The 18448-nt window shown below is 61.7% G+C and carries 17 protein-coding genes; 7 read left to right on the forward strand and 10 right to left on the reverse strand.

Translation table 11 applies throughout. The features are described from left to right. Positions 1 to 12: 12 nt before the first annotated feature. The 4 genes from ACFRFQ_RS21325 to ACFRFQ_RS21340 form a co-directional block, all read right to left on the reverse strand. Positions 13 to 447, reverse strand: a complete 435-nt coding sequence (locus tag ACFRFQ_RS21325; protein WP_378661898.1) for a hypothetical protein — start codon at positions 445 to 447, stop codon at positions 13 to 15. Positions 448 to 616: 169 nt separating this feature from the next. Beyond that, positions 617 to 2014 (reverse strand): pyridoxal-phosphate dependent enzyme, encoded by a 1398-nt coding sequence (locus ACFRFQ_RS21330; RefSeq protein WP_378661900.1) that lies wholly within the window; start codon positions 2012 to 2014, stop codon positions 617 to 619. Continuing rightward, positions 2001 to 4355 carry a molybdopterin-dependent oxidoreductase gene (locus tag ACFRFQ_RS21335; RefSeq protein ID WP_378661902.1) on the reverse strand — a complete coding sequence of 785 codons (2355 nt, stop codon included), beginning with the start codon at positions 4353 to 4355 and terminating at the stop codon, positions 2001 to 2003. The genes ACFRFQ_RS21330 and ACFRFQ_RS21335 overlap by 14 nt, the downstream gene beginning before the upstream one ends. 9 nt (positions 4356 to 4364) lie before the next feature. Beyond that, the gene (locus ACFRFQ_RS21340; RefSeq protein ID WP_378661905.1) at positions 4365 to 5960 is read right to left on the reverse strand and encodes an ABC transporter substrate-binding protein; all 1596 of its coding nucleotides are present in this window, start codon (positions 5958 to 5960) and stop codon (positions 4365 to 4367) included. A gap of 140 nt (positions 5961 to 6100) precedes the next feature. On the opposite strand from ACFRFQ_RS21340, the gene ACFRFQ_RS21345 reads away from it, so the two are divergent. Both ACFRFQ_RS21345 and ACFRFQ_RS21350 read left to right on the forward strand, forming a co-directional pair. After that, positions 6101 to 6898, forward strand: coding sequence for a TauD/TfdA dioxygenase family protein (locus ACFRFQ_RS21345; RefSeq protein ID WP_378661908.1), 798 nt, complete (start codon positions 6101 to 6103; stop codon positions 6896 to 6898). A gap of 38 nt (positions 6899 to 6936) precedes the next feature. After that, positions 6937 to 7209, forward strand: a complete 273-nt coding sequence (locus ACFRFQ_RS21350; RefSeq protein WP_378661911.1) for a hypothetical protein — start codon at positions 6937 to 6939, stop codon at positions 7207 to 7209. Between the two features lie 73 nt (positions 7210 to 7282). On the opposite strand, the gene ACFRFQ_RS21355 is transcribed toward ACFRFQ_RS21350, so the two are convergent. Continuing rightward, positions 7283 to 8275, reverse strand: coding sequence for a helix-turn-helix transcriptional regulator (locus ACFRFQ_RS21355; RefSeq protein WP_378661913.1), 993 nt, complete (start codon positions 8273 to 8275; stop codon positions 7283 to 7285). A gap of 108 nt (positions 8276 to 8383) precedes the next feature. Here ACFRFQ_RS21355 and ACFRFQ_RS21360 point away from each other — a divergent pair, with 108 nt between their 5' ends. Continuing rightward, positions 8384 to 8809, forward strand: coding sequence for a VOC family protein (locus ACFRFQ_RS21360; RefSeq protein ID WP_378661916.1), 426 nt, complete (start codon positions 8384 to 8386; stop codon positions 8807 to 8809). A 132-nt stretch (positions 8810 to 8941) separates the two neighbouring features. Here the strand turns inward: ACFRFQ_RS21360 and ACFRFQ_RS21365 are convergent, their stop codons facing one another. From ACFRFQ_RS21365 to ACFRFQ_RS21385, 5 genes are all read right to left on the reverse strand, one after another. Then, positions 8942 to 10549, reverse strand: coding sequence for an AMP-binding protein (locus ACFRFQ_RS21365; RefSeq protein ID WP_378661919.1), 1608 nt, complete (start codon positions 10547 to 10549; stop codon positions 8942 to 8944). 159 nt (positions 10550 to 10708) lie between these two features. Further along, positions 10709 to 12475 (reverse strand): flavin-containing monooxygenase, encoded by a 1767-nt coding sequence (locus ACFRFQ_RS21370; protein ID WP_378661921.1) that lies wholly within the window; start codon positions 12473 to 12475, stop codon positions 10709 to 10711. A gap of 19 nt (positions 12476 to 12494) precedes the next feature. Beyond that, complete coding sequence (locus tag ACFRFQ_RS21375) at positions 12495 to 13337, reverse strand: mycofactocin-coupled SDR family oxidoreductase (protein ID WP_378661924.1); 843 nt, start codon at positions 13335 to 13337, stop codon at positions 12495 to 12497. Positions 13338 to 13464: 127 nt separating this feature from the next. Then, positions 13465 to 14235, reverse strand: coding sequence for a sensor domain-containing protein (locus tag ACFRFQ_RS21380; protein WP_378661926.1), 771 nt, complete (start codon positions 14233 to 14235; stop codon positions 13465 to 13467). Next, positions 14235 to 15176 carry a hypothetical protein gene (locus ACFRFQ_RS21385; protein ID WP_378661927.1) on the reverse strand — a complete coding sequence of 314 codons (942 nt, stop codon included), beginning with the start codon at positions 15174 to 15176 and terminating at the stop codon, positions 14235 to 14237. Before ACFRFQ_RS21385 ends, ACFRFQ_RS21380 begins: the two co-directional genes overlap by 1 nt. Positions 15177 to 15257: 81 nt before the next feature. On the opposite strand from ACFRFQ_RS21385, the gene lspA reads away from it, so the two are divergent. The 4 genes from lspA to rarD are packed head-to-tail and all read left to right on the forward strand — an operon-like array spanning position 15258 to position 18392. After that, positions 15258 to 15884, forward strand: a complete 627-nt coding sequence (gene lspA, locus ACFRFQ_RS21390) for a signal peptidase II (protein ID WP_378662484.1) — start codon at positions 15258 to 15260, stop codon at positions 15882 to 15884. Further along, a complete protein-coding gene (locus ACFRFQ_RS21395) occupies positions 15881 to 16807 on the forward strand; it encodes an RluA family pseudouridine synthase (protein WP_045070283.1) in 927 nt (308 codons plus the stop codon). The genes lspA and ACFRFQ_RS21395 overlap by 4 nt, the downstream gene beginning before the upstream one ends. Next, positions 16804 to 17448, forward strand: coding sequence for a hypothetical protein (locus ACFRFQ_RS21400; protein ID WP_378661930.1), 645 nt, complete (start codon positions 16804 to 16806; stop codon positions 17446 to 17448). The genes ACFRFQ_RS21395 and ACFRFQ_RS21400 overlap by 4 nt, the downstream gene beginning before the upstream one ends. Beyond that, positions 17445 to 18392, forward strand: coding sequence for an EamA family transporter RarD (rarD, locus tag ACFRFQ_RS21405; RefSeq protein ID WP_378661933.1), 948 nt, complete (start codon positions 17445 to 17447; stop codon positions 18390 to 18392). Before ACFRFQ_RS21400 ends, rarD begins: the two co-directional genes overlap by 4 nt. Positions 18393 to 18448 lie beyond the last annotated feature (56 nt).

Below are 18448 nucleotides of genomic sequence, written 5' to 3' on the forward strand. Positions count from 1 at the left end.
CGGGTGCGCTCATCAGAGCTTTGGGGTTTGTCGCAGGAAGGGGCGAGGCCAGGCGTCAAGCGCGAGTACAGCGAGGATCGTCTGGATGAGGCCGGTGGTGAAGTAGATCCCGTGCAGAGGTGACCAGACGAGGATGATGGCGATTTCGACGAAGATCCAGATCATCATGATCAGTCCGGCGGCGGCATGTAATCCCCATGCGAGAGTGAACCGACCGTACTGGGCGAGGAGCGCGATTGCTTGGACACCGCCGACAATCACGCCGAGGATGACACCAGGCCAGAAATACGATGTAAAGATCGATCCTTCGATCCATTCCGGGGGAAGGCCGATCCCGCCTCCGACGGTCAGGCCGACCATCCCGACGAGGGCGGAGAGCAAGTTGAACCACGCGACGGCGGATAACCCGACCCGGAGAGCACGTGAGGGGACTGGTGCAGGCTTCATGCCTGTCACGATAGAGCGGAACTCAACGGTACCGACGGTGCGCGAACAGATGGCTCAGGTACTGCGGAGTTAACTGCATCGCTGGGGCATCAGACGCGACGAGTCCGGAATGAGTTCCTGGCATGGGGTTTCGATCGAGTGTCCGTGGTGTGAGGATGGCGGCAACGAATCAGGTGATGTCGCTGACATTTGCGAGTCCGACGGCTGTGCCTGCGTCGGCGACGACGACGTAGCCGGTATGACCGGAGAGCCGACGTGCAGCTGCTGATGTCGGTTCGGTCAGCCCGATCGTGGGCAGAGAGGGTTCCACATGTGCGGTCACCGGCTCGGTATCGCGCGACCCACTCAACCCTGCAGCACTCACGATCCCCAGGATTTCGGCGACCGGAACGGCGCCGCCGGCAGATCGTTCCAAGACGACAGGTAGTGAATCGCGATTGCCGATCAGTTCTCGTGCCGCGGCGACCGAGGCGGATGACGGGACATAGTCGAAAGGGTGGTAGCCGTTCTGCAATGTGTCGCTGACGGTTGCGCCGGAAGTTTCGCGGTACAAGGGAAATCCGAGTGGACCGAGCCAGTCGTCATCGAAGTACTTGGAGAGGTACGCCCTCCCGGAATCCGGTGCAATCACGACGACTATGTCGTTTTTGCCGAGGTTGCGCGCCGCTCTCAAAGCCGCTGCCACCGCTACGCCGCTCGAACCTCCTAGCAGTAGTCCTTCCTCACGGGCCAGTCGATGCAGGGTGGAAATTGCTTCGACATCGGTGATCTGTTCGATCTGGTCCACGATCTCGGGGTGATAGGAGTCCGGCCAGTCGTCCTCCTCTGTCTGTGGATGCAGGAAATGACCAACCGCTTCCACATACCAGGCGCGCCCGTCGCCGCCGCCGTAGACGGAGTGCTTCGGGTCGGCTCCGATGACGGAGACCGTCCCACCGGACACCTCCTTCAGATACCCGCCGGCCCCGGAAAGTGTTCCACCTGTTCCGATTCCGGCGACGAAATGACTTATCTGGCCCGAGGTCTGGTTCCAGATCTCCGGCCCAGTGGTGGTGCGATGAGCTGCCGGGTTGGCGGGATTGTCGTACTGCCCCGCCAGCCAGCCACCCGGAATTTCCTGAGCAAGGCGGGCCGCGACGTTTCGGACGAATTCGGGATGATACGAAGGGCGCCCACCCGGCGTCACCCGCACTTCTGCGCCATGTGCACGCAACAGAGCAACCTTCTCCACGCTTGTCTTGTCGGGCACCACGACAACGGTTCGATATCCACGTGACGCTGCGATCATGGCCAAGCCGACGCCGGTGTTTCCTGATGTCCCTTCCACCACGGTTCCGCCGGGACGAAGATCACCCGCGGCCTCGGCGGCACGGATCATCGACAACGCGGCACGATCCTTCACGCTCCCACCGGGATTGAGGTATTCGAGCTTCACGTAAACCGTCGCGGCTATTCCCTCGGTCACGCTGTTGAGCCTGACGAGCGGGGTGTTTCCGATTGCATCTGCGACCGATTCGTACACACCGAGCGCGAGGGCGTCGGATTTCCGGTTGTCAGTTGTGACCATGAGAATTTCCTGATCCGTTCTCGACGTGACACAGCGTCTCGAAGACCCGTATCGGTGGAAGTGGTTTGTCGTATCTTTCGATCTGAACCAGAGCGCTGTGAGCACTCGGTCCTTGAGCTAACCGAGAAGTCCCGCGGTCGGCAGTGAGAACATTCGGATTGCCGTGGACGTCGAGGCCGCCGGGAATGATCGGGTCGTACCATGCCCCGGTGGACAAGCGGACGACCGACCGGCGAAGTGTGTCGGTCAGTTGTGCGCCGGCAAGAACCTGGCCTCGCTCGTTGTAGACGCGGACCACGTCGCCGTCGGCGATACCACGCTCGATCGCGTCCGCGGTGTTGATCAAGATCGGTTCGCGTTCGCGGATCTTTCCCGCGCGTGAATGGGATCCGTTGTCGAACTGGGAGTGCAGGCGTCGCTCCGGTTGTCCGGACAGCAGGTGCAATGGATAACTGTGTTGTACCGCTGATCCCAGCCATTCGCGAGGTTCGAACCATGCCGGGTGACCGAGGCAATCGTCATAGCCGAAAGAATCGATCGTCTCCGAAAAGATCTCGACCAGACCCGATGGTGTCGCTAGTGGGTGTGCTTCGGGATTTTCTCGCAGGAGACGCAGAGGCCCTGGCAAGGTGGGTATGGGTGGCACGGGAACTACTCCGCGGCGACATAATTCGTCCCAATCAGGGATTGGGTATCCCGCATCCGCGCAGCGCTGCCGCGTTCTTCGATACAGCTCGTGTACCCATTCGTCGGCGGTGCGGTTTTCGGTGAACTTTTCACCGAACCCGAGTCGCTCGGCTATACCGCTGAAGATTGCGTAGTCGGTGCGGACGTCGGGTGGTGGTTCTGCGGCCTTCACGATCGCGGAGATATGGTCGTCTGCGCCGGCGGCAAAATCGTTGCGTTCGAGCCAAGTCGCTGCCGGAAGGACGATATCTGCGTGTCGTGCAAGTGAATTCGCAAAATGCTCGTGAACGACGATTGTCTCGGGAGACTGCCACGCGCGAACGAGTCGATTGAGGTCTTGATGGTGGTGGAATGGATTTCCTCCGGCCCAGTAGATCAGTCTCGTATCGGGGAATGCGTACCGCCCACCGTCGTAGTCGAAGGTGCCGCCCGGGTTCTCGAGCATGTCGGTGATTCGAGCAACCGGAATGAACGAGTCGATCGGCCGAATGCCCTGATCGAACGACGCGGGCTTGAAACCGTTCTGTGGCACTCCGACCTGGTGCAGTGCGCCCAGCGCACATCCGAAACCGCCGCCTGGCAGACCGAGATTGCCGGTCAGTGCGGCCAGGGTCAACGCCATCCAGGGCGCCTGCTCGCCGTGATCCGCTCGCTGCAACGAATACGACGTGGTGAAAACTGTTCTCCGGCCGACTATCTTCCGCGAGAGGCCGGCGATGACCTCCGCGGGGATTCCCGAGATTTGCCCCGCCCACTGCGGGGTCTTCGGCACGCCGTCGCTGTGTCCGAGCAGGTATTCCTCGAACCGGTCCCATCCCGTGGTGTGAGTATCGAGGAAGTCCCGGTCGTGGTTGCCGGAGACTACGAGTTCGTAGGCGAGGGCCATCATGACCGCAACGTCGGTTCCGGGGACGATCGGCAGCCAATCGGCTTCGAGATCCGGATGCGCGTCGCCGGAGGCGGGAGAGATCAATACGAATTCTGCTCCCGCGCGGCGTGCGGCCAGTTGGTCCCGGACATTGCGGTGGATGCCTATCCCGCCGCCGTTCACGGCGCTGTTCCGCGGGGCCATGCCGCCGAAGGCAACAACGAGACTACGGTTCTGCGCTACTTCTTCCCACGTCGGATTTGAAGCAAGGACCCCTGCATATCCTCCGGCGACTCTGCGAAGAATGACCTGCATCGCGGCGGACGAGTAGGACTCCACCGACGCCGTGTATCCGCCGGCGAGATTGAGGAATCGATGAATTTGCGACTGTGGGTGGTGGAATCGTCCGGCGGATCCCCATCCGTAGGAGCCGCCGAAGATTGCTGCATTTCCGTGTTCGGCACGCACCCTTGCAATTTCGTCGGCTACCAGTCCGGTAGCGGTATCCCAGTCGACTGGTACGTATGGATCATCGCCGCGTGCGGCGAGACCGCGCCGCGTATCTCCGGGTCCGTTGCGGAGGTAGCCTCGGCGGACGAGTGGTGTCGTCAGACGTGCGGGTGCGTCGAGTGTGGATGGGACCCCCAATCCGATCGACGACGGATCGCCGTCGATCGGATTGGGGCGTAGTCCGAAGATGTGATTGCCGTCGGATCGCGCGAGATATGTGCCGAAGTGGGCGGCAGTGGGAACTTCGGAGACTCCGTTTGGATGGGTGTCGTTCATCGTGGGTGTCTAGTTTTCGATCCACGCGTCGACATACGACGGCCGCCACGGTGCCTGGAAGGAAAGGCCGTGTACCTTCGGGCCTGCCGCCTGTGTCTGGCTGCCTTCGGTGGCAGGGAACGCGTATCCTTTTTCGACGATGATCTGCTGAATTTCGGCGGTTTGCGCGTTTCGTTTTGCTGGGTCGAGTTCGGTGCTCTGCGCCGTCAACAGGCCTTGTAGTTCGGGGTCGTAGTCCTTGGTGAAATACAGGCTGAATCCGGGGCTGAAGGATGACACCAGGACATCAGGGTCAGGTCTTGTCAGGTTGCCGTACTGCAGTTGCCAGTTTCCGGATGTTCGGTTGGCGATCAGTTCGGCGGCGGTTACCTGGTCGATGCGAAGCTCGACACCGATCTTTTTCAGTTCTTGCTGGGCGAGCTCGTGAAGTGGCTTGTCGCTCGAGGCGCTGAATTGGATACTGACGGAAAGTTTCCGGCCGTCCTTCTCTCGTGTTCCGTCCGCGCTCGGTTTCCATCCGGCAGCGTCGAGAATTTCCTTCGCTTTTTCGGGATTGTAGTCGAGATCTGCACCCAAGTCGGTGTAATTGGGGTGAGTTGAGGAAAGGATGCTGGTGGGTACTTTCTGGTACTCGTCGAAGATGGTGTCGTGGATTTCGTTTCGATCAAGACCCAGTTGGATCGCCCTGCGCGCCGATTCGTCAGAAAGAACCGGATCTTTCACGTTTGCGAAATAGCTGTAGACGATACCGGCGGATGAGCGTGAGGCGATGTCGAATCCCTGGGCCGAGATGTTCGCGGAGTCGTTCGCCGGCACAGTGGTCGCGACTTGAATTTGATCGCTGAGAAGAGCTCCGGTGCGGACTGCGTTCTCAGGCAAGATCTGGAAGGTGATTCCGTCGAGGTAGGCCGGGCCGGTATGGGCGTTCTTCGGCGAGGACCACTGGTAGTCGTCGCGTCGTTTCACCTCGATCTTCTGGTCCTGGACAACATCGCTGATCACGAAGGGGCTACTGCCGATGACTCCACCGGCAAGCCTCTCTTCCGGTGTCTTTGTGGTGATGGTCTCCGGGGCGATGATTCCCAGCGGCTTCTCTGAAAGTGCCTGCAGGAAACCGGCCTTGGGTTGGTTGAACTTTACCTCGATCGTGCGCGGGTCGACGACGGTCGATCCCTGATATCCCAGTAGATAGGCCGAGGACTGGAACGCTCTGCCTTGTTTACCGAGTTCGATGACGTTGTCGAAGTTCAACTTGACGGCTTCGGCATCGAACTTTTCGCCGTTGCTGAAGGTCACTCCGTCCTTGAGGTGGAAAATGTACGAGGTGCCGTCCGCCGAGACGTCCCAAGATTCTGCAAGCCAGGGCACGACCTCTCCGGTGTCCGGAAATTGCTCGGTGAGATTGTCGACTACTTCGACATTGGTGAAATTGCAGCCGGAGGTCTGTGCCTTGTCCAATCCGCAAGGTGCGATGATCCCGACTGTGAGATGGCCGCCGGAACGGGGTTCCGCCGCGACGGTTCCCGTTGCGTCGGAGGTGGCTTTGCAACTTGCGATGGCGGCAGTGGTGACTACGACCGCGAGGATCGACAATCCTCGTTTCATGAGTATTCCCATTCTGTTTCGTATCTGACTGTCGTTCAACGATTGTCAAGGTACTGGTAACTACGCAGATTGCGTCGACTTCGAAAAGCGCTGATTCAAACTCTCGTTCGACGAACCTCGAGCACTTAGAGTCGTGGAGTATGACAACCACTTTGAATGATTATCAGCTGCGCCGTACGGGAACTCGGTTCGGAGCGGAGATCAATGGAATTGATCTGAGAGTTCCTGTATCCGAGGGTATTCGAGAGTCTTTGGTTCGAGACTTTCGTGAACACAAAGTGCTTGTCTTTCGCGGGCAGCATCTGAGTCCTGATCAGCAAGTCGATGCGGTAAGGATCTTCGACGAACCGTTCGATCACCCCACAGCTGTGCGTCACAGTGAGAACCCGCTGGTCTATCCCTACGATGTGAAGACCACGGGCAAAGCCAGTACCTGGCATATCGGGGGACTGTGGCGAAATCCGCCCTTCTCGATTGAATCCTTGGTATTCGAGGAGGTTTCGGAACTCGGCGGCAATACATTGTGGGCAGATCTGCAAGCAGCGTACGACGATTTGTCGGAGCCGTACAAGGAGCTTCTCGAGGGAGTATCGGCGGTCTACGATTCCGATTCTCGGCACTATGCGCAGGGTGCAGAGAAGGGAAAGATCGAGACAACGATCGAACACCCACTTGTTCGTCTCGACCGTAATGGTCGCAAAGGTCTGTTCATCAGCAGTAGCGCTTTGGGGTTGACGGGATTGCCGGAGTCCGAAGGACGGTCGGTACTTGCCTTCCTCTTGGCGCACGCGTCGTCCCCGCAGTACACAATCAGGTTTGGTTGGAGTGCAGGAGATTTCGTGCTGTGGAACAATCTGGCCACTTGGCACTATGCCATCGACGACTACGGCACGGGCCCGCGCCGGTACCGAAAAGTGCTTGCTGCAGAAGCATCCTGAGCAACGAGACCAAACGTCATGTGCGCGGGCTGCCTTCGATGACCGAACGTGAAGCGTTGGCTGTTTCCCGTGCAGTCTGGTGCATTTCGGGAGTGCTCGAAGCGGAGTTGGTTCCGGAGTACGTATTTTCCGCCATCGCAGGCCGCAGTGTCTCCCATTTTCATCAGCACGTTTTTGTCCGCCCGTTCGGGACACCGGATTCGGTGGTGTGGAACGACGTAGATTCCTGGGGCGGAGCCCCTCGGGTCGATGAACACGCTCTAGGTCTTCTCTGTTGCCGCCTGCGCACACGCTTCGAAGCGCGCTACTGATCGTTCCGGCGCAGGGGCGCAACGATTTTCGGAATTCAGGGCAAGCTGTATCGAGGCGATTGACGCGTCGAGGTCAGCTTGCAGCTCTCTTACCGGCTGCGGCGTAGCGTGATGCGAGTGCCGTGAACGCTTCTGCGAGTTCGGGTGGGCCCACCACTTCGATGTCAGTGTCGAACTGCCCGATGGAAGAAGCGAGTGCAATCCAGGACCACGACCCCATCTCGAGGCTGCACCGGCCGGAGTCGAGTTCTTCGACAGTTCCGTCGCCGGCGAACGGGAGGACGCCGCGGGCCGGCAGGTTGAGGATGACTCGACCGATGCACGGCCATGTATTGGTTTGTTCTGATCCTTTGAACCTGGCCGATACGTAGTCGTGGACGGTGCCGCCCGGGATCTGCCGAGGCGTGAAACGCGGGCCGGTCGGTGTGCGCGGGGTAATGCGATCAGCGCGGAAGATGCGCCAGTCGCCTCGATCGAGATCCCATGCGACCAGATACCATCGGCTGTTCGAGGCGACCAGATGGTGCGGTTCAACCTGTCTCGGTGGCTGCGGTGCGCTGGAGTGTTCGTGCGTTCGACGGCTCGGATAGTCGAAACGCAGCATTGTGTGTGCGCGAATTGCCGTGGACAGTGCGACGAGCACATCGGGGGAGACCGGTTCTGTGGCGGATCCGGAAGTCCTGGGGATGGCGGTGAATTCGATGGCGTCAAGGCGGTGTCGAAGTCGGGGCGGCATCACCTGCCTTACCGTGGTGAGGGCGCGTACTGCGCTCTCTTCGATTCCTGCACCCGAGACGGTGGCTGCCTGAAGTGCGAGCGTGAGAGCAATGGCTTGATCGTCGTCGAAAAGAAGCGGTGGAAGCTCGGTACCGGCATCGAGGCGGTAACCGCCATCGGGTCCCTTCGCTGCCTGGATTCGGTAACCCATCTCGCGCAACCGGTCTATATCTCGACGTACCGTGCGATGGCTGATGTCCAGTCGGTCGGCGAGGATCTGGCCCGGCCAGTCGCGTCGCGTTTGCAGAAGTGACAGCAACAGCAGCAGACGCGACGTTGGTGAGCTCATGTCGCAACTCTAGTTTCAGTAGAGGACAGGATCTGACCTCTACTGCTGAGAGGGTAGCTGTCGCCGGGGGATCAGCCTCTGCAATCACGCGAGTATCCAGGAGCAAGCATGACTGTCACCACCACCCCGCATCTCAACTTCCGCGGCGACGCCCGTGCGGCGTTGGAGTTCTATCACTCTGTATTCGGAGGTCAGCTCGTCGTTCTCACCAATGAAGACGCTCACAGCGTGGAGGCGCCTGCGGAGGCGCAGCACGTCAAGTTCGGTCAGGTATTGGGCGAGAACGGTTTTCAGATCATGGCCTACGATGTCCCGGCGAGTCTCGCTTACGACCAGGGCGAGAAGTCACTTTTCGTTTCCGTTCGCGGCGACTCGGTCGAGCAGATCGAGGAGCTGTGGGGCAGGCTGGTGGAAGGCTCCACGATCGTCGAGGACCTGACACCGTCGTTCTTCTCCCCGGCGTACGGAATGCTCAGGGACGCTTTCGGTGTCGTGTGGGTGCTCGACGTCGCTGCCGCGTACAACGCAGCCTGAGTTTCATCACGACGGGCGTGGCATGACTGGGCGTGGGTAGTGACGCGTCCTCGGTTTCACACGGCTAAAGCGGTGGAACCGAGGACGCGGCCTGGACTTTTTGCGCTGGATCGCAATGGGTGCGACTTGGTGTTACGTGGATGCCAGTGTCGTCGCCCAGCGGTAGTCCGCTTTACCGGCTGGAGTGCGCTTGACTTCCTCGACCAGCACAATCGTGCGCGGGATCTTGTACCCGGCCAACATCTTACGGCAGTGTTCCTGAACGGCCTCCAGGGTTAGTTCCGGCGCGTCCGGATAGATCGCGATGACCGCTGCAACCTGCTGCCCCATGCGCTCGTCCGGTGCGGGGACGACAAGCGCATCGACAATCGACGGGTGTGCGTGAAGGGCTGCCTCGACTTCTTCGGCAAAGACCTTCTCGCCGCCGGTGTTGATGCATTGTGAGCCACGACCGAGGAAGACGATGGTGCCGTCTGCTTCCACCTTGCCCATGTCGCCGAGCACCGACAGACGGGTGCCATCGGCGAGGGTCGGGAATGTCCGTGCAGTCTTCTCCGCATCCTTGTAGTAACCGAGCGGGACGTTGCCGATGCGCGCGATGTAGCCCACGTCCTCGGATCCGGCGGCGATCTCGTCGAGGCGTTCGTCGACCAGGATCATGTTCGGGGACGGCGGCATTCGCAGATTGCCGGCCTCGTCGACGGAGAAGGCACCGTCGTTACCGGTTTCCGAAGCGCCGAAGTTGTCCCGCAACAGTAGGTCCGGCTTCACTGCCAGCATGCGCTCCCGAACGCTGACGGACCAGATTGCGCCGCCAGACGTGATCGAGAACAGGGAGCTGAGATCGACCTCGCCCTGGCGTCGTTCCATCTCGTCGACCAAGGGCAACCCCATACCGTCGCCGACGATCAGGATCACCTGCACCGAGTCCTTTTCGATGGCTTCGACGACCTTCTTCGGATCGAAGTCGCGCCGGAGAACCACGCGAGCGCCGAGTGTGAAGAAGGTGAACAGTGAGTACAACGCGGCACCGTGCATCAGTGGGGCAGCGATGAGGAACGAGAGCTCGGGAAATTCCTTTGCAGCACTGGCAATCTCGGCAAGATCCTGACGTGTGCCCTCACCGTACGGGTTTCCGCCGGAGAGGGGTTTACGGAAGAAGTCGTCGTGCCGCCACATGACACCCTTCGGGTATCCGGTCGTCCCTCCGGTGTACAGCAGGTACAGGTCGTCGCCCGAACGGGAATCGAACTCTCCTTCGGGTGACATCTCGCGACTCTCGGCGAAGGAAAGCACGGAAACTTCGTGTGCTTTCGCGGCGGCGGTCAGTTCGGCGGAGATTTCGCCGATCACGATCACTGTCCGCACCATCGGACACGCACCGAAGAGTGAAGCAAGTACACGCTGATGCTCGGGAAGTTCGACGACCACCGCAACCGAGTCGGAGTTGGTGAAGATGTACTCGAGTTCGGCGGGTGTGTATCGGTAGTTCACGTTGATCGGGACCGCGCGGATCTTGATCAGTCCGAGGATCGACGTGACATGTTCGACGCTGTTCTTCAGGAACAAGGCCACATGCTCGCCCGGGGAGACACCTGCCCGCGCGAGGAGGTGTGCGGTCCTGTTGGCCTCGGCGTCCAGCTGGGCGTAGGAGAGGGTCTCGCCCTCATAGCTCAATGCAATACGGTCAGGTACTGCGCTGGCGACCGTCTCGAAAACGTCTGCGAGGTTGAACTGCATCGTCATTCCTTTCAAGCCTTTCACGGGAATCGCCACGATGTCGAGGCGGATGAACCTGAATCTAGAACACGTTCCAGGTCGTCCGAAGCAAAACGAACTGATGAGTTTCTCGGCCGGTCTGCGCTCTCGACGTCGAACTGCGGCCGGCGACGCTGGTTGTCAGTCGAGCGTGGGCAGGGCGACGCCTGCCAGGTCCGCTGTGATCTGCAGCGCGAGGTACTTGCTGTAGTTGCGCACGAGCATGAAGTTGCCGCCGTGGATCCAGAATCGGTCGTGCCCGGACGCGCGCCAGACTGATTGCAGTTCACCCTCGTCGTCCAGATCCCAGACCGGTCCGCAGGCGTCGGCTACAGCATCGCCGAGGACACGTCGTGCGGTGTCGAGAATGCCGCGGTATCCGGTTGCACACACGATGGTGTCGGCGCGGACGTGGGTGCCGTCGGACATGATCAACCCGTCCGAGACCAACCGCTCCACGGTCGTCCCCGATATCAACCCGATGCTGCCGTCGGCGATGAGCGGGGAGGCACCGACGTCGATGTAGTAGCCGCCGTTGCGAGTCAGGAACAGCAACATGACTCCGGTGCCGTCCACGCCGTCGGAGAGTGCGAATCCCTTGGCTGCGAGAGCATCGAGCAGTTCGCGGTCGTCCTCGGCCATTGTTGCGGAGCCGTATCTCAAAGCTGCGAGAAATTGGGGATCGAGCCTCGCGGTCGACGCATCGAGCAGATCGGCCACGTCCGTGGACGTGTGTTCGCCGTAGCGCATCCGGCCACGATCGGACAGGGTATGCCCACTGACCACGTGTGTGGGTCCGCGCTGGATCAGCGTCACTTGTGCACCCGACTCGTAGAGATCCTGCGCGATGTCGTGGCCGCTGTTGCCCGTTCCGATCACCACGGTGCGGGTTCCGCGGCGTGCGGGTTCGGTGCGATATCGGCTCGAGTGCAGCAGTTCGCCGGCAAAGCTCTCGGCACCTGCAAACTGTGGAAGGACAGGTTCGGTACCGCTGAGACCGGTGGCGAGAACCACGTGTTGCGGATTCAGCGTGCGCCGCGTGCCGTCGCGATCGACGACAACGGTCCAGCGGCGCTCGACGGGATCGAAGGTTGACTCTACGATCTCCGACCGCGTCCACACATTCAAATCCAGCGCGCGGGAGTATATTTCGAGCCAGTCGCCCATCTTGTCCTTTGGCGTGAAAACCGGCCAGGACGATGGGAACGGCATCAGTGGAAGATGATTCGACCAGACAGCGTCGTGCAACACCAGCGAGTCGTAGCGCCCGCGCCAGTTGTCGCCGACTCGATCGCCGCGGTCGACCAGCAGTGTTCTGACCCGGAGTACGCCGAGCTGAGCGGCGAGTGCCAGGCCCGAGTGACCGGCGCCGATGACGAGGACATCCGGATCGCCGTCGTGGCACTCGAGTTCGCGGGTGCGCCGTGCCGACCAGTACTCCGGATGATCGCCTGCACCGTCCGGTCGATGCTCGCCGGTAGCCGGTTGGTGCCCCGTCAGGGTGTCCAGTGCGGTGAGCAGGTTCCGCGCCCGCCAGGCGCCGTCGTCGAAGATCAGACGGGCAACACCACGAACGTGACCGAGATCGGTGTCGAAACGGAACAGTAGTTGGACCATAGATCCGGACAGCGTCGGAACCAGCGCTGGTGCGGCAGCCGGATCGAGGTCTTCACCGCGCACGTGCTGCTCTACGGCCGATGCGACCAGCGACTCGATCCTCGTGCTGCCGTTCAGGCTTCGTAAGTCGCCGGACAAGGCAAGCAGGTCGCGCCACCACACGTCGGAGTGCAGAACCGCCTCGGCGCCGACGCCGGTGCGGAGGAGGTCGGCAAAATAGGCGAGCCATTGTCGTGCCGTCGCCTCGATTGCGACCGCGTCGAGCTCGGGAGAATCCAATTGTGTTGTCATATCCGCACTTTCCTTGAAATCAGCGGGTAGTGAATCCGGCGTCGACCTTGAGTTCGGTGCCGGTGACGTAGCGGGCCTCGTCCGAACTCAGAAAGAGGACCGCATTGGAGACGTCGATCGGATCAGCCCAGGGGACGGGCAACGCATTGGTGCCGGTGAACAGCGGCGCCACCTGTTCCTTGGTCGGATTCCGGACGCCGGGCAAGAAGAGGTTGAAGCAGCGATCGTTCATGATCATGTCGGTATCGGTTGCACCCGGATGGACGGTGTTCGCCCGAATTCCGTATTCGCCGAGTTCGCTGACGAGTGTCCGCATCAGTCCGACCACAGCGTGCTTGCTCGCAGCGTAAGCACCGGCGTTGCGTGTGCCCTTGATTCCGGCTGTCGAACTGGTGATAACGATCGATCCGCCGTCGCCCTGCTCGATCAGGTGCGGGGCGGCAGCTTTGCAGGTGTGCCACACGCCCTTGAGATTGACGTCGAGTACGTCGTCCCACTCGTCCTCGGTAATTCGGTGTGCCGGTTCGCCACTGATGAAGACTCCGGCGTTTGCCACCACGATGTCGACGCGGCCGAGTTCTGCGACGCCGCGGTCGAGCAACGTGCGCACCGAGTCGAAGTCGCGGACATCGGCAATTCCGGCGTGGATGCGACGCCCGGTTTTCTCGACGAGCCGAACGGTCTCGGCGAGGTCGTCCGCCGTGGCGGGAGGATAGAACCGAGTGACTGTGTCGATGCCGTCAGCCAGATCGAGGGCGATGATGTCGGCGCCTTCTTCGGCAAGTCGGAGTGCGTGACTGCGCCCCTGGCCTCGTGCTGCGCCGGTGATGAAGGCGACTTTCCCTGCTACCCGTCCGGGCATTCTGCTCCTTCTGTCCGACTACGTTGTCGTCCGGAAGGTAACGAAGATCACAGTATCTTCAGCCTGGCACTCCCGTTCAGTAGGACAGAATCCGGAAGGTTCGCGAGAGTGTCTCTGGCCGAACTGATTACGCGGACGGGATTCGCAGGCGCTCCACCGCGGTGCCGGCCATCGATCCCAGAACGTCAGGTGCGATCGGCGTCGGCGCTGTCGCCGACAGTTGGGTCAGGTTGGATCCCGCTGCGGCGACGACCACGTCGGCGACAAGTGTGAATCCTTCACTCGCCGTCATGATTCGGTAGGAGAACGACGCGTCACCGACGGTTGGCTGATACCCCGCGCCCACCTGGTAGGTGATGTTGATGCCGTCGGCATCCGTACCGGTGAATTCGCTGCACGCCGTCACAGTCTGCTGCATCTTCTCGAATGCTGCTGCGGCCGAGGCGCCGTCGGCGAACGATGCGCTGTCCTGATCGATGCTCGTGAAGTCGGGGCCGGTGAACATCTTCGAGATCGAGGACACGGACCCGGGGACCTGCGTGGCGATCGGTGCGAGCACAGCGGCACACGCGGCGGGGTGGGTACTGGACTTGTCGGATTCCGACGTGGTGGGTGCCGGCGCGAGACCCAGATCCTCGACCGGATCCGGCACGATGTCGAAGTCCACCGGAAGTTCGCTCAGCGTGAGCACGGTCTGCGCCAGCGCGACCTTGTCCAGGGGAGTGCCGGTGAGAGCGGTCGGGACAGCTGACGCGCTGAACGGAGCGAGGCCAACGCCCGGTACCGGCGTCGAAACAGGCGTCGAATCCGGGGCTGTCGGAGAGGATGTTTCGGATCCGCATCCGCCCACGAAGAGAACGGCCACCGCGCCGAGTCCAGCAGCAACGCGACGCGACATCACGAAGTCCACCGAATGTTGTTGGTGATGCTCTGCCGGATGACAGAGGTGCCGTCCGGGTCGCTGTAAGCCTGGTCGCCGCCGACGGACAGTTCGCCGCTGACGGGAAGCGGCAGGTTCAAATCGATGGTCATGGTTCCGGACCCGGCCATCACGTACTGATCGATGTCGAGTGTTCCGGCGTTGCCGGCGAGATTCCAGACGTTGCTCTGCGGGGATTGTGACAGTTCCACGGACAGGGTAAGGCGATCGCCGTCACGCGCAATCACGGTGACGGTTGTCGTCTGATCAAGCTGTATCTCACTACTGACGTCTTGTTTCACCACCCACCGTGCGCCGACGCCGACGGGCTCCGTCGGCAGTGCAACTGCGCGATACACCGCTTGGCCGAAGGCCTGCTCGATTGCCGCCCGGGCCGCATTGGCCGACCCGGCTGACGGGCGTAACCGAAGCGCTGTGATCGCGCCGGATTCGGTGACGGTCAAACCGGCCCCGGAACCTTCGGCGCCTCCGAGCGCTGCCTGGAGCGTCTCGTCCGGCGTAGTCATGCCAGAGAGGGTGAGATCAACCACGGCTGTCGAATTCTCGGGAGAGGCGGCCGTCGTCACGACGGCATTGAGCGGAATGGTGACTTCAGGCGAGGAGATGTCCTGAACCGGCTGCTGATCGATCTGCTGGCGCACATCCGTTGACGTAACCAGCGTTGTTGCCTGAGTAGTTCCGGCGAGCAGGTTCATCCGCAGGCTCTGCCTGGGCTCACTGCCCGCGTCGAGTACCTCGACGGTAGCCACAGTCACGGGGACGGTGAACTCGGTCGGAGTCGCCGAAGGCGTATCGGGCGACTGCTCGGCGTCGCCGCATGAGGTGAGAACGGTGACGAGAGCAAGGGCGGCGGCGAACACATACGGAACGCGCCGGCCGGAGATAGACAACTGTGGCACGCGCTCCAGGCTAACCGCTTCGCCGGAGTGCCCGGTCGGGTCGGGGAGCGCGTGCGTGCAGAGCAGCGGACATAGGGGATGATGGTGGGCGTGAGTACAGACCACCCAGACCGAGATCTCAGCGCGGAGGATCAGCCGATTACCGATTTGTCGAAGTCCGCATCACCGACAAGACCACGACGATTGGCGATGCTGATCGCCATCGCGGCAGTCATCCTGATCGCGGACGTCTTGACGAAGGTCTGGGCTGTTGCTGCGATCACGCCGGGCAAACCGATCGAAATCATCGGCGACGTCGTCACTTTCACGTTGGTCCGCAACCCCGGTGCGGCGTTCTCCATGGCAACGTCGATGACCTGGATCCTCACGTTGGTTGCGATCGGCGTCGTCATCGGAGTGATCAAGATCGGTCGCACCCTGCGGTCACCGTGGTGGGCGCTGGGTCTGGGTTTGGTGCTCGGCGGCGCACTCGGCAACCTCATCGACAGATTGTTCCGCGCCCCAGGGTTCATGCGCGGACACGTCGTCGACTTCATGTCCATCGGCTGGTGGCCAGTGTTCAACATCGCAGATTCTGCGATCGTCTGCGGGGCCATTCTGTTGGTCGCCTTGACTCTGTTCGGGTTCGAACCCAACGGCGAGCGCCTCCGCAGTGACAAGTCCAACGCTTCCAACGCTTCCAGCGAGGACCAGGGGGAGAGCAAATGAGGGAATCGCGCTCGATGCCGGTACCCGACGGACTCGACGCGATGCGCGTCGACGCCGGTTTGGCGCGCCTGCTCGGTCTCTCTCGAACGGTCTCGGCCACCCTGGCGGAAGAAGGTTCGGTACTGCTCGACGGTGTCGCCGTCGGTAAGTCCGATCGGTTGACCGCAGGTTCCTGGCTCGAAGTTGTCCTGCCCGAGCCGCCGCGTCCGCTGACCGTGGAAGCCACCCCGGTCGAGGGCATGGAAATTCTCTACGCGGACGATGATGTTGTTGCCGTGGACAAGCCGGTCGGCGTCGCTGCGCATGCAAGTGTGGGGTGGACGGGGCCGACGGTCATCGGCGGGCTTGCCGCCGCAGGTTTCCGGATTTCGACGTCAGGCGCTCACGAGCGTCAGGGCATTGTTCACAGACTGGATGTCGGCACGTCCGGTGTCATGGTTGTTGCCACCTCAGAGCGGGCATACACGGTGCTCAAGCGGGCTTTCAAACAGCGCACCATCGACAAGCGTTACCACGCCCTGGTCCAGGGGCACCCGGATCCGAGTAGCGGAACAATCGATGCTCCGATCGGGCGGCACCACGGGAACGACTGGCGTTTTGCCGTCACCGCCGACGGCAAGGCGAGCGTCACGCATTACGACACCATCGAGGCATTTCAGGCGGCAAGCCTGTTGGACGTGCACCTCGAAACGGGCCGGACACACCAGATTCGCGTGCACTTCTCCGCGCTGCGACACCCGTGCTGCGGCGACCTGACCTACGGTGCGGACCCCCGCCTTGCCGAGCGCCTGGGGCTCGAGCGCCAGTGGCTCCATGCGGTGTCTCTCGGGTTTGCACACCCGGCTGACGGGCGCTGGGTCGAGATCAAGAGCAAGTACCCGAAGGACCTCGAACATGCGCTAGAGGTACTTCGATCCGCATGAGCGCCCGAGCAGTCGGTTCGGCGGTGGCGGGAATGGCAATTGTTGCGCTCGTGGTCGGGGCCGGCCTGATGAATCCGGTTCCCATCCCACCGGTGGGAACCGACGCGCTCGGCCCGGACACGGGTGAACGTGTATCCGATTACCTCGAACGGGCGCGCGAAACACTCGACACGGTCGAGGAGTCCGCGTGGGCCCTCGCATCGTTTGCCGCGCCGATGACCGCTGACGACGTCATAGCGGCCACTCCCGGAGTACGCGTGTCCGAGGTGCTGTTCCGGGTCTCGATTGACCGGGTACAGACTCCACTGGTCGTGATCGCGGTACCGGACAACAACGAAGCGATTCGACGCTCTCCCGGAGCTGCGGCGACGCGACTCGCTGCCATGTCGGGGGTCGACGAACGGCAGAAACGGGTTGCGGAAGTCTCGAGTCTTCAGTTGTCTCAGGGGTGCGCGTGCGCGATCGGCGCCGTGGTGCACGGCAGCGCGCAGGATCTCGCAGCGTTGGCGAGCACGCCGCCGATTCGAGCGCTCGAAGCGCTCCCCGCAGACGGCACTCCGTGGCGCGCAGCCCTTCGGCCGCTGTTGCCGGAGTACGTGGATGTGGTTCGGGTAGGACCGGATGACGGACCGGTCCCATGAGTGCCGATGAAGTAGTGGAGTCCGCAGTTTCGAAAAAATCCGGCTCGAGCTCGGGTATCGCGTTCGGCGTCGGGGCCTTCTTGGTGTGGGGAACGTTCCCGGCGTTCTTCGGGCTGCTCGATTTTGCCGACCCGCTCGAGGTTCTTGCTCACCGGGTGGTGTGGACTCTTGTTCTGATGCTGATCGTGTTGGCGGTGCTCGGCCGACTCGCTTCTCTTCGCGGGATCAGTGGGCGAACGTGGTTGCTGGTCGCGGCAGCGTCGGCGGCGATCGCAGTCAACTGGGGCATGTACATCTACGCGGTGGTATCGGGGCGAGTGGTGGAAGCCGCGCTCGGATATTTCATCAATCCGTTGGTGACTGTATTGCTCGGTGTCCTGATCTTCCGCGAGCGACTTCGGCGGGCACAGATCGCGGCTCTGGTGCTCGCGGCGACGGCCGTAGTGGTGATCACCGTCGACTACGGCAAACCGCCGATTGTTGCGCTTGTTCTGGCCGGATCGTTCGCGACCTACGGACTGATCAAGAAGGTGGTTCCGCTCGACCCGCGAACCAGCTTGACGGCAGAGGGCGTCGTAGCTGCTCCGTTCGCGGTGGGGTACCTCCTCTTCCTGGGTCTCACCGGCGCAGGCTCGTTTGTATCCGGTGGCACGGGCCAAAGTCTGCTCCTCTTGGCAGCTGGTCCTGTGACAGCTTTGCCGCTGTTGCTGTTCGGTGTTGCCGCGCAGCGAGTGAAGCTCTCCACGATGGGCATGTTGCAGTACCTGACACCGGCACTGCAGATGATGTGGGGCGTCGCGGTGATGCACGAGGACATGCCGGCGTCGCGGTGGATCGGTTTTGCTTTGATCTGGCTGGCGCTGGTGATCTTCACGACAGACATCATCCGCGCGAATCGGCGTTCACAGGGGTCGATGGCGTCCAAGCAGGAGACGCTCCCGTAATTCACGTCGCGCCGTGCTCCGGTCACATCGATCGGTCGCCGACTCTGTCGGTAGCG

The sequence above is a fragment of the Rhodococcus sp. NPDC056743 genome (genome assembly GCF_042790355.1).
Taxonomy (GTDB): domain Bacteria; phylum Actinomycetota; class Actinomycetes; order Mycobacteriales; family Mycobacteriaceae; genus Rhodococcus_F.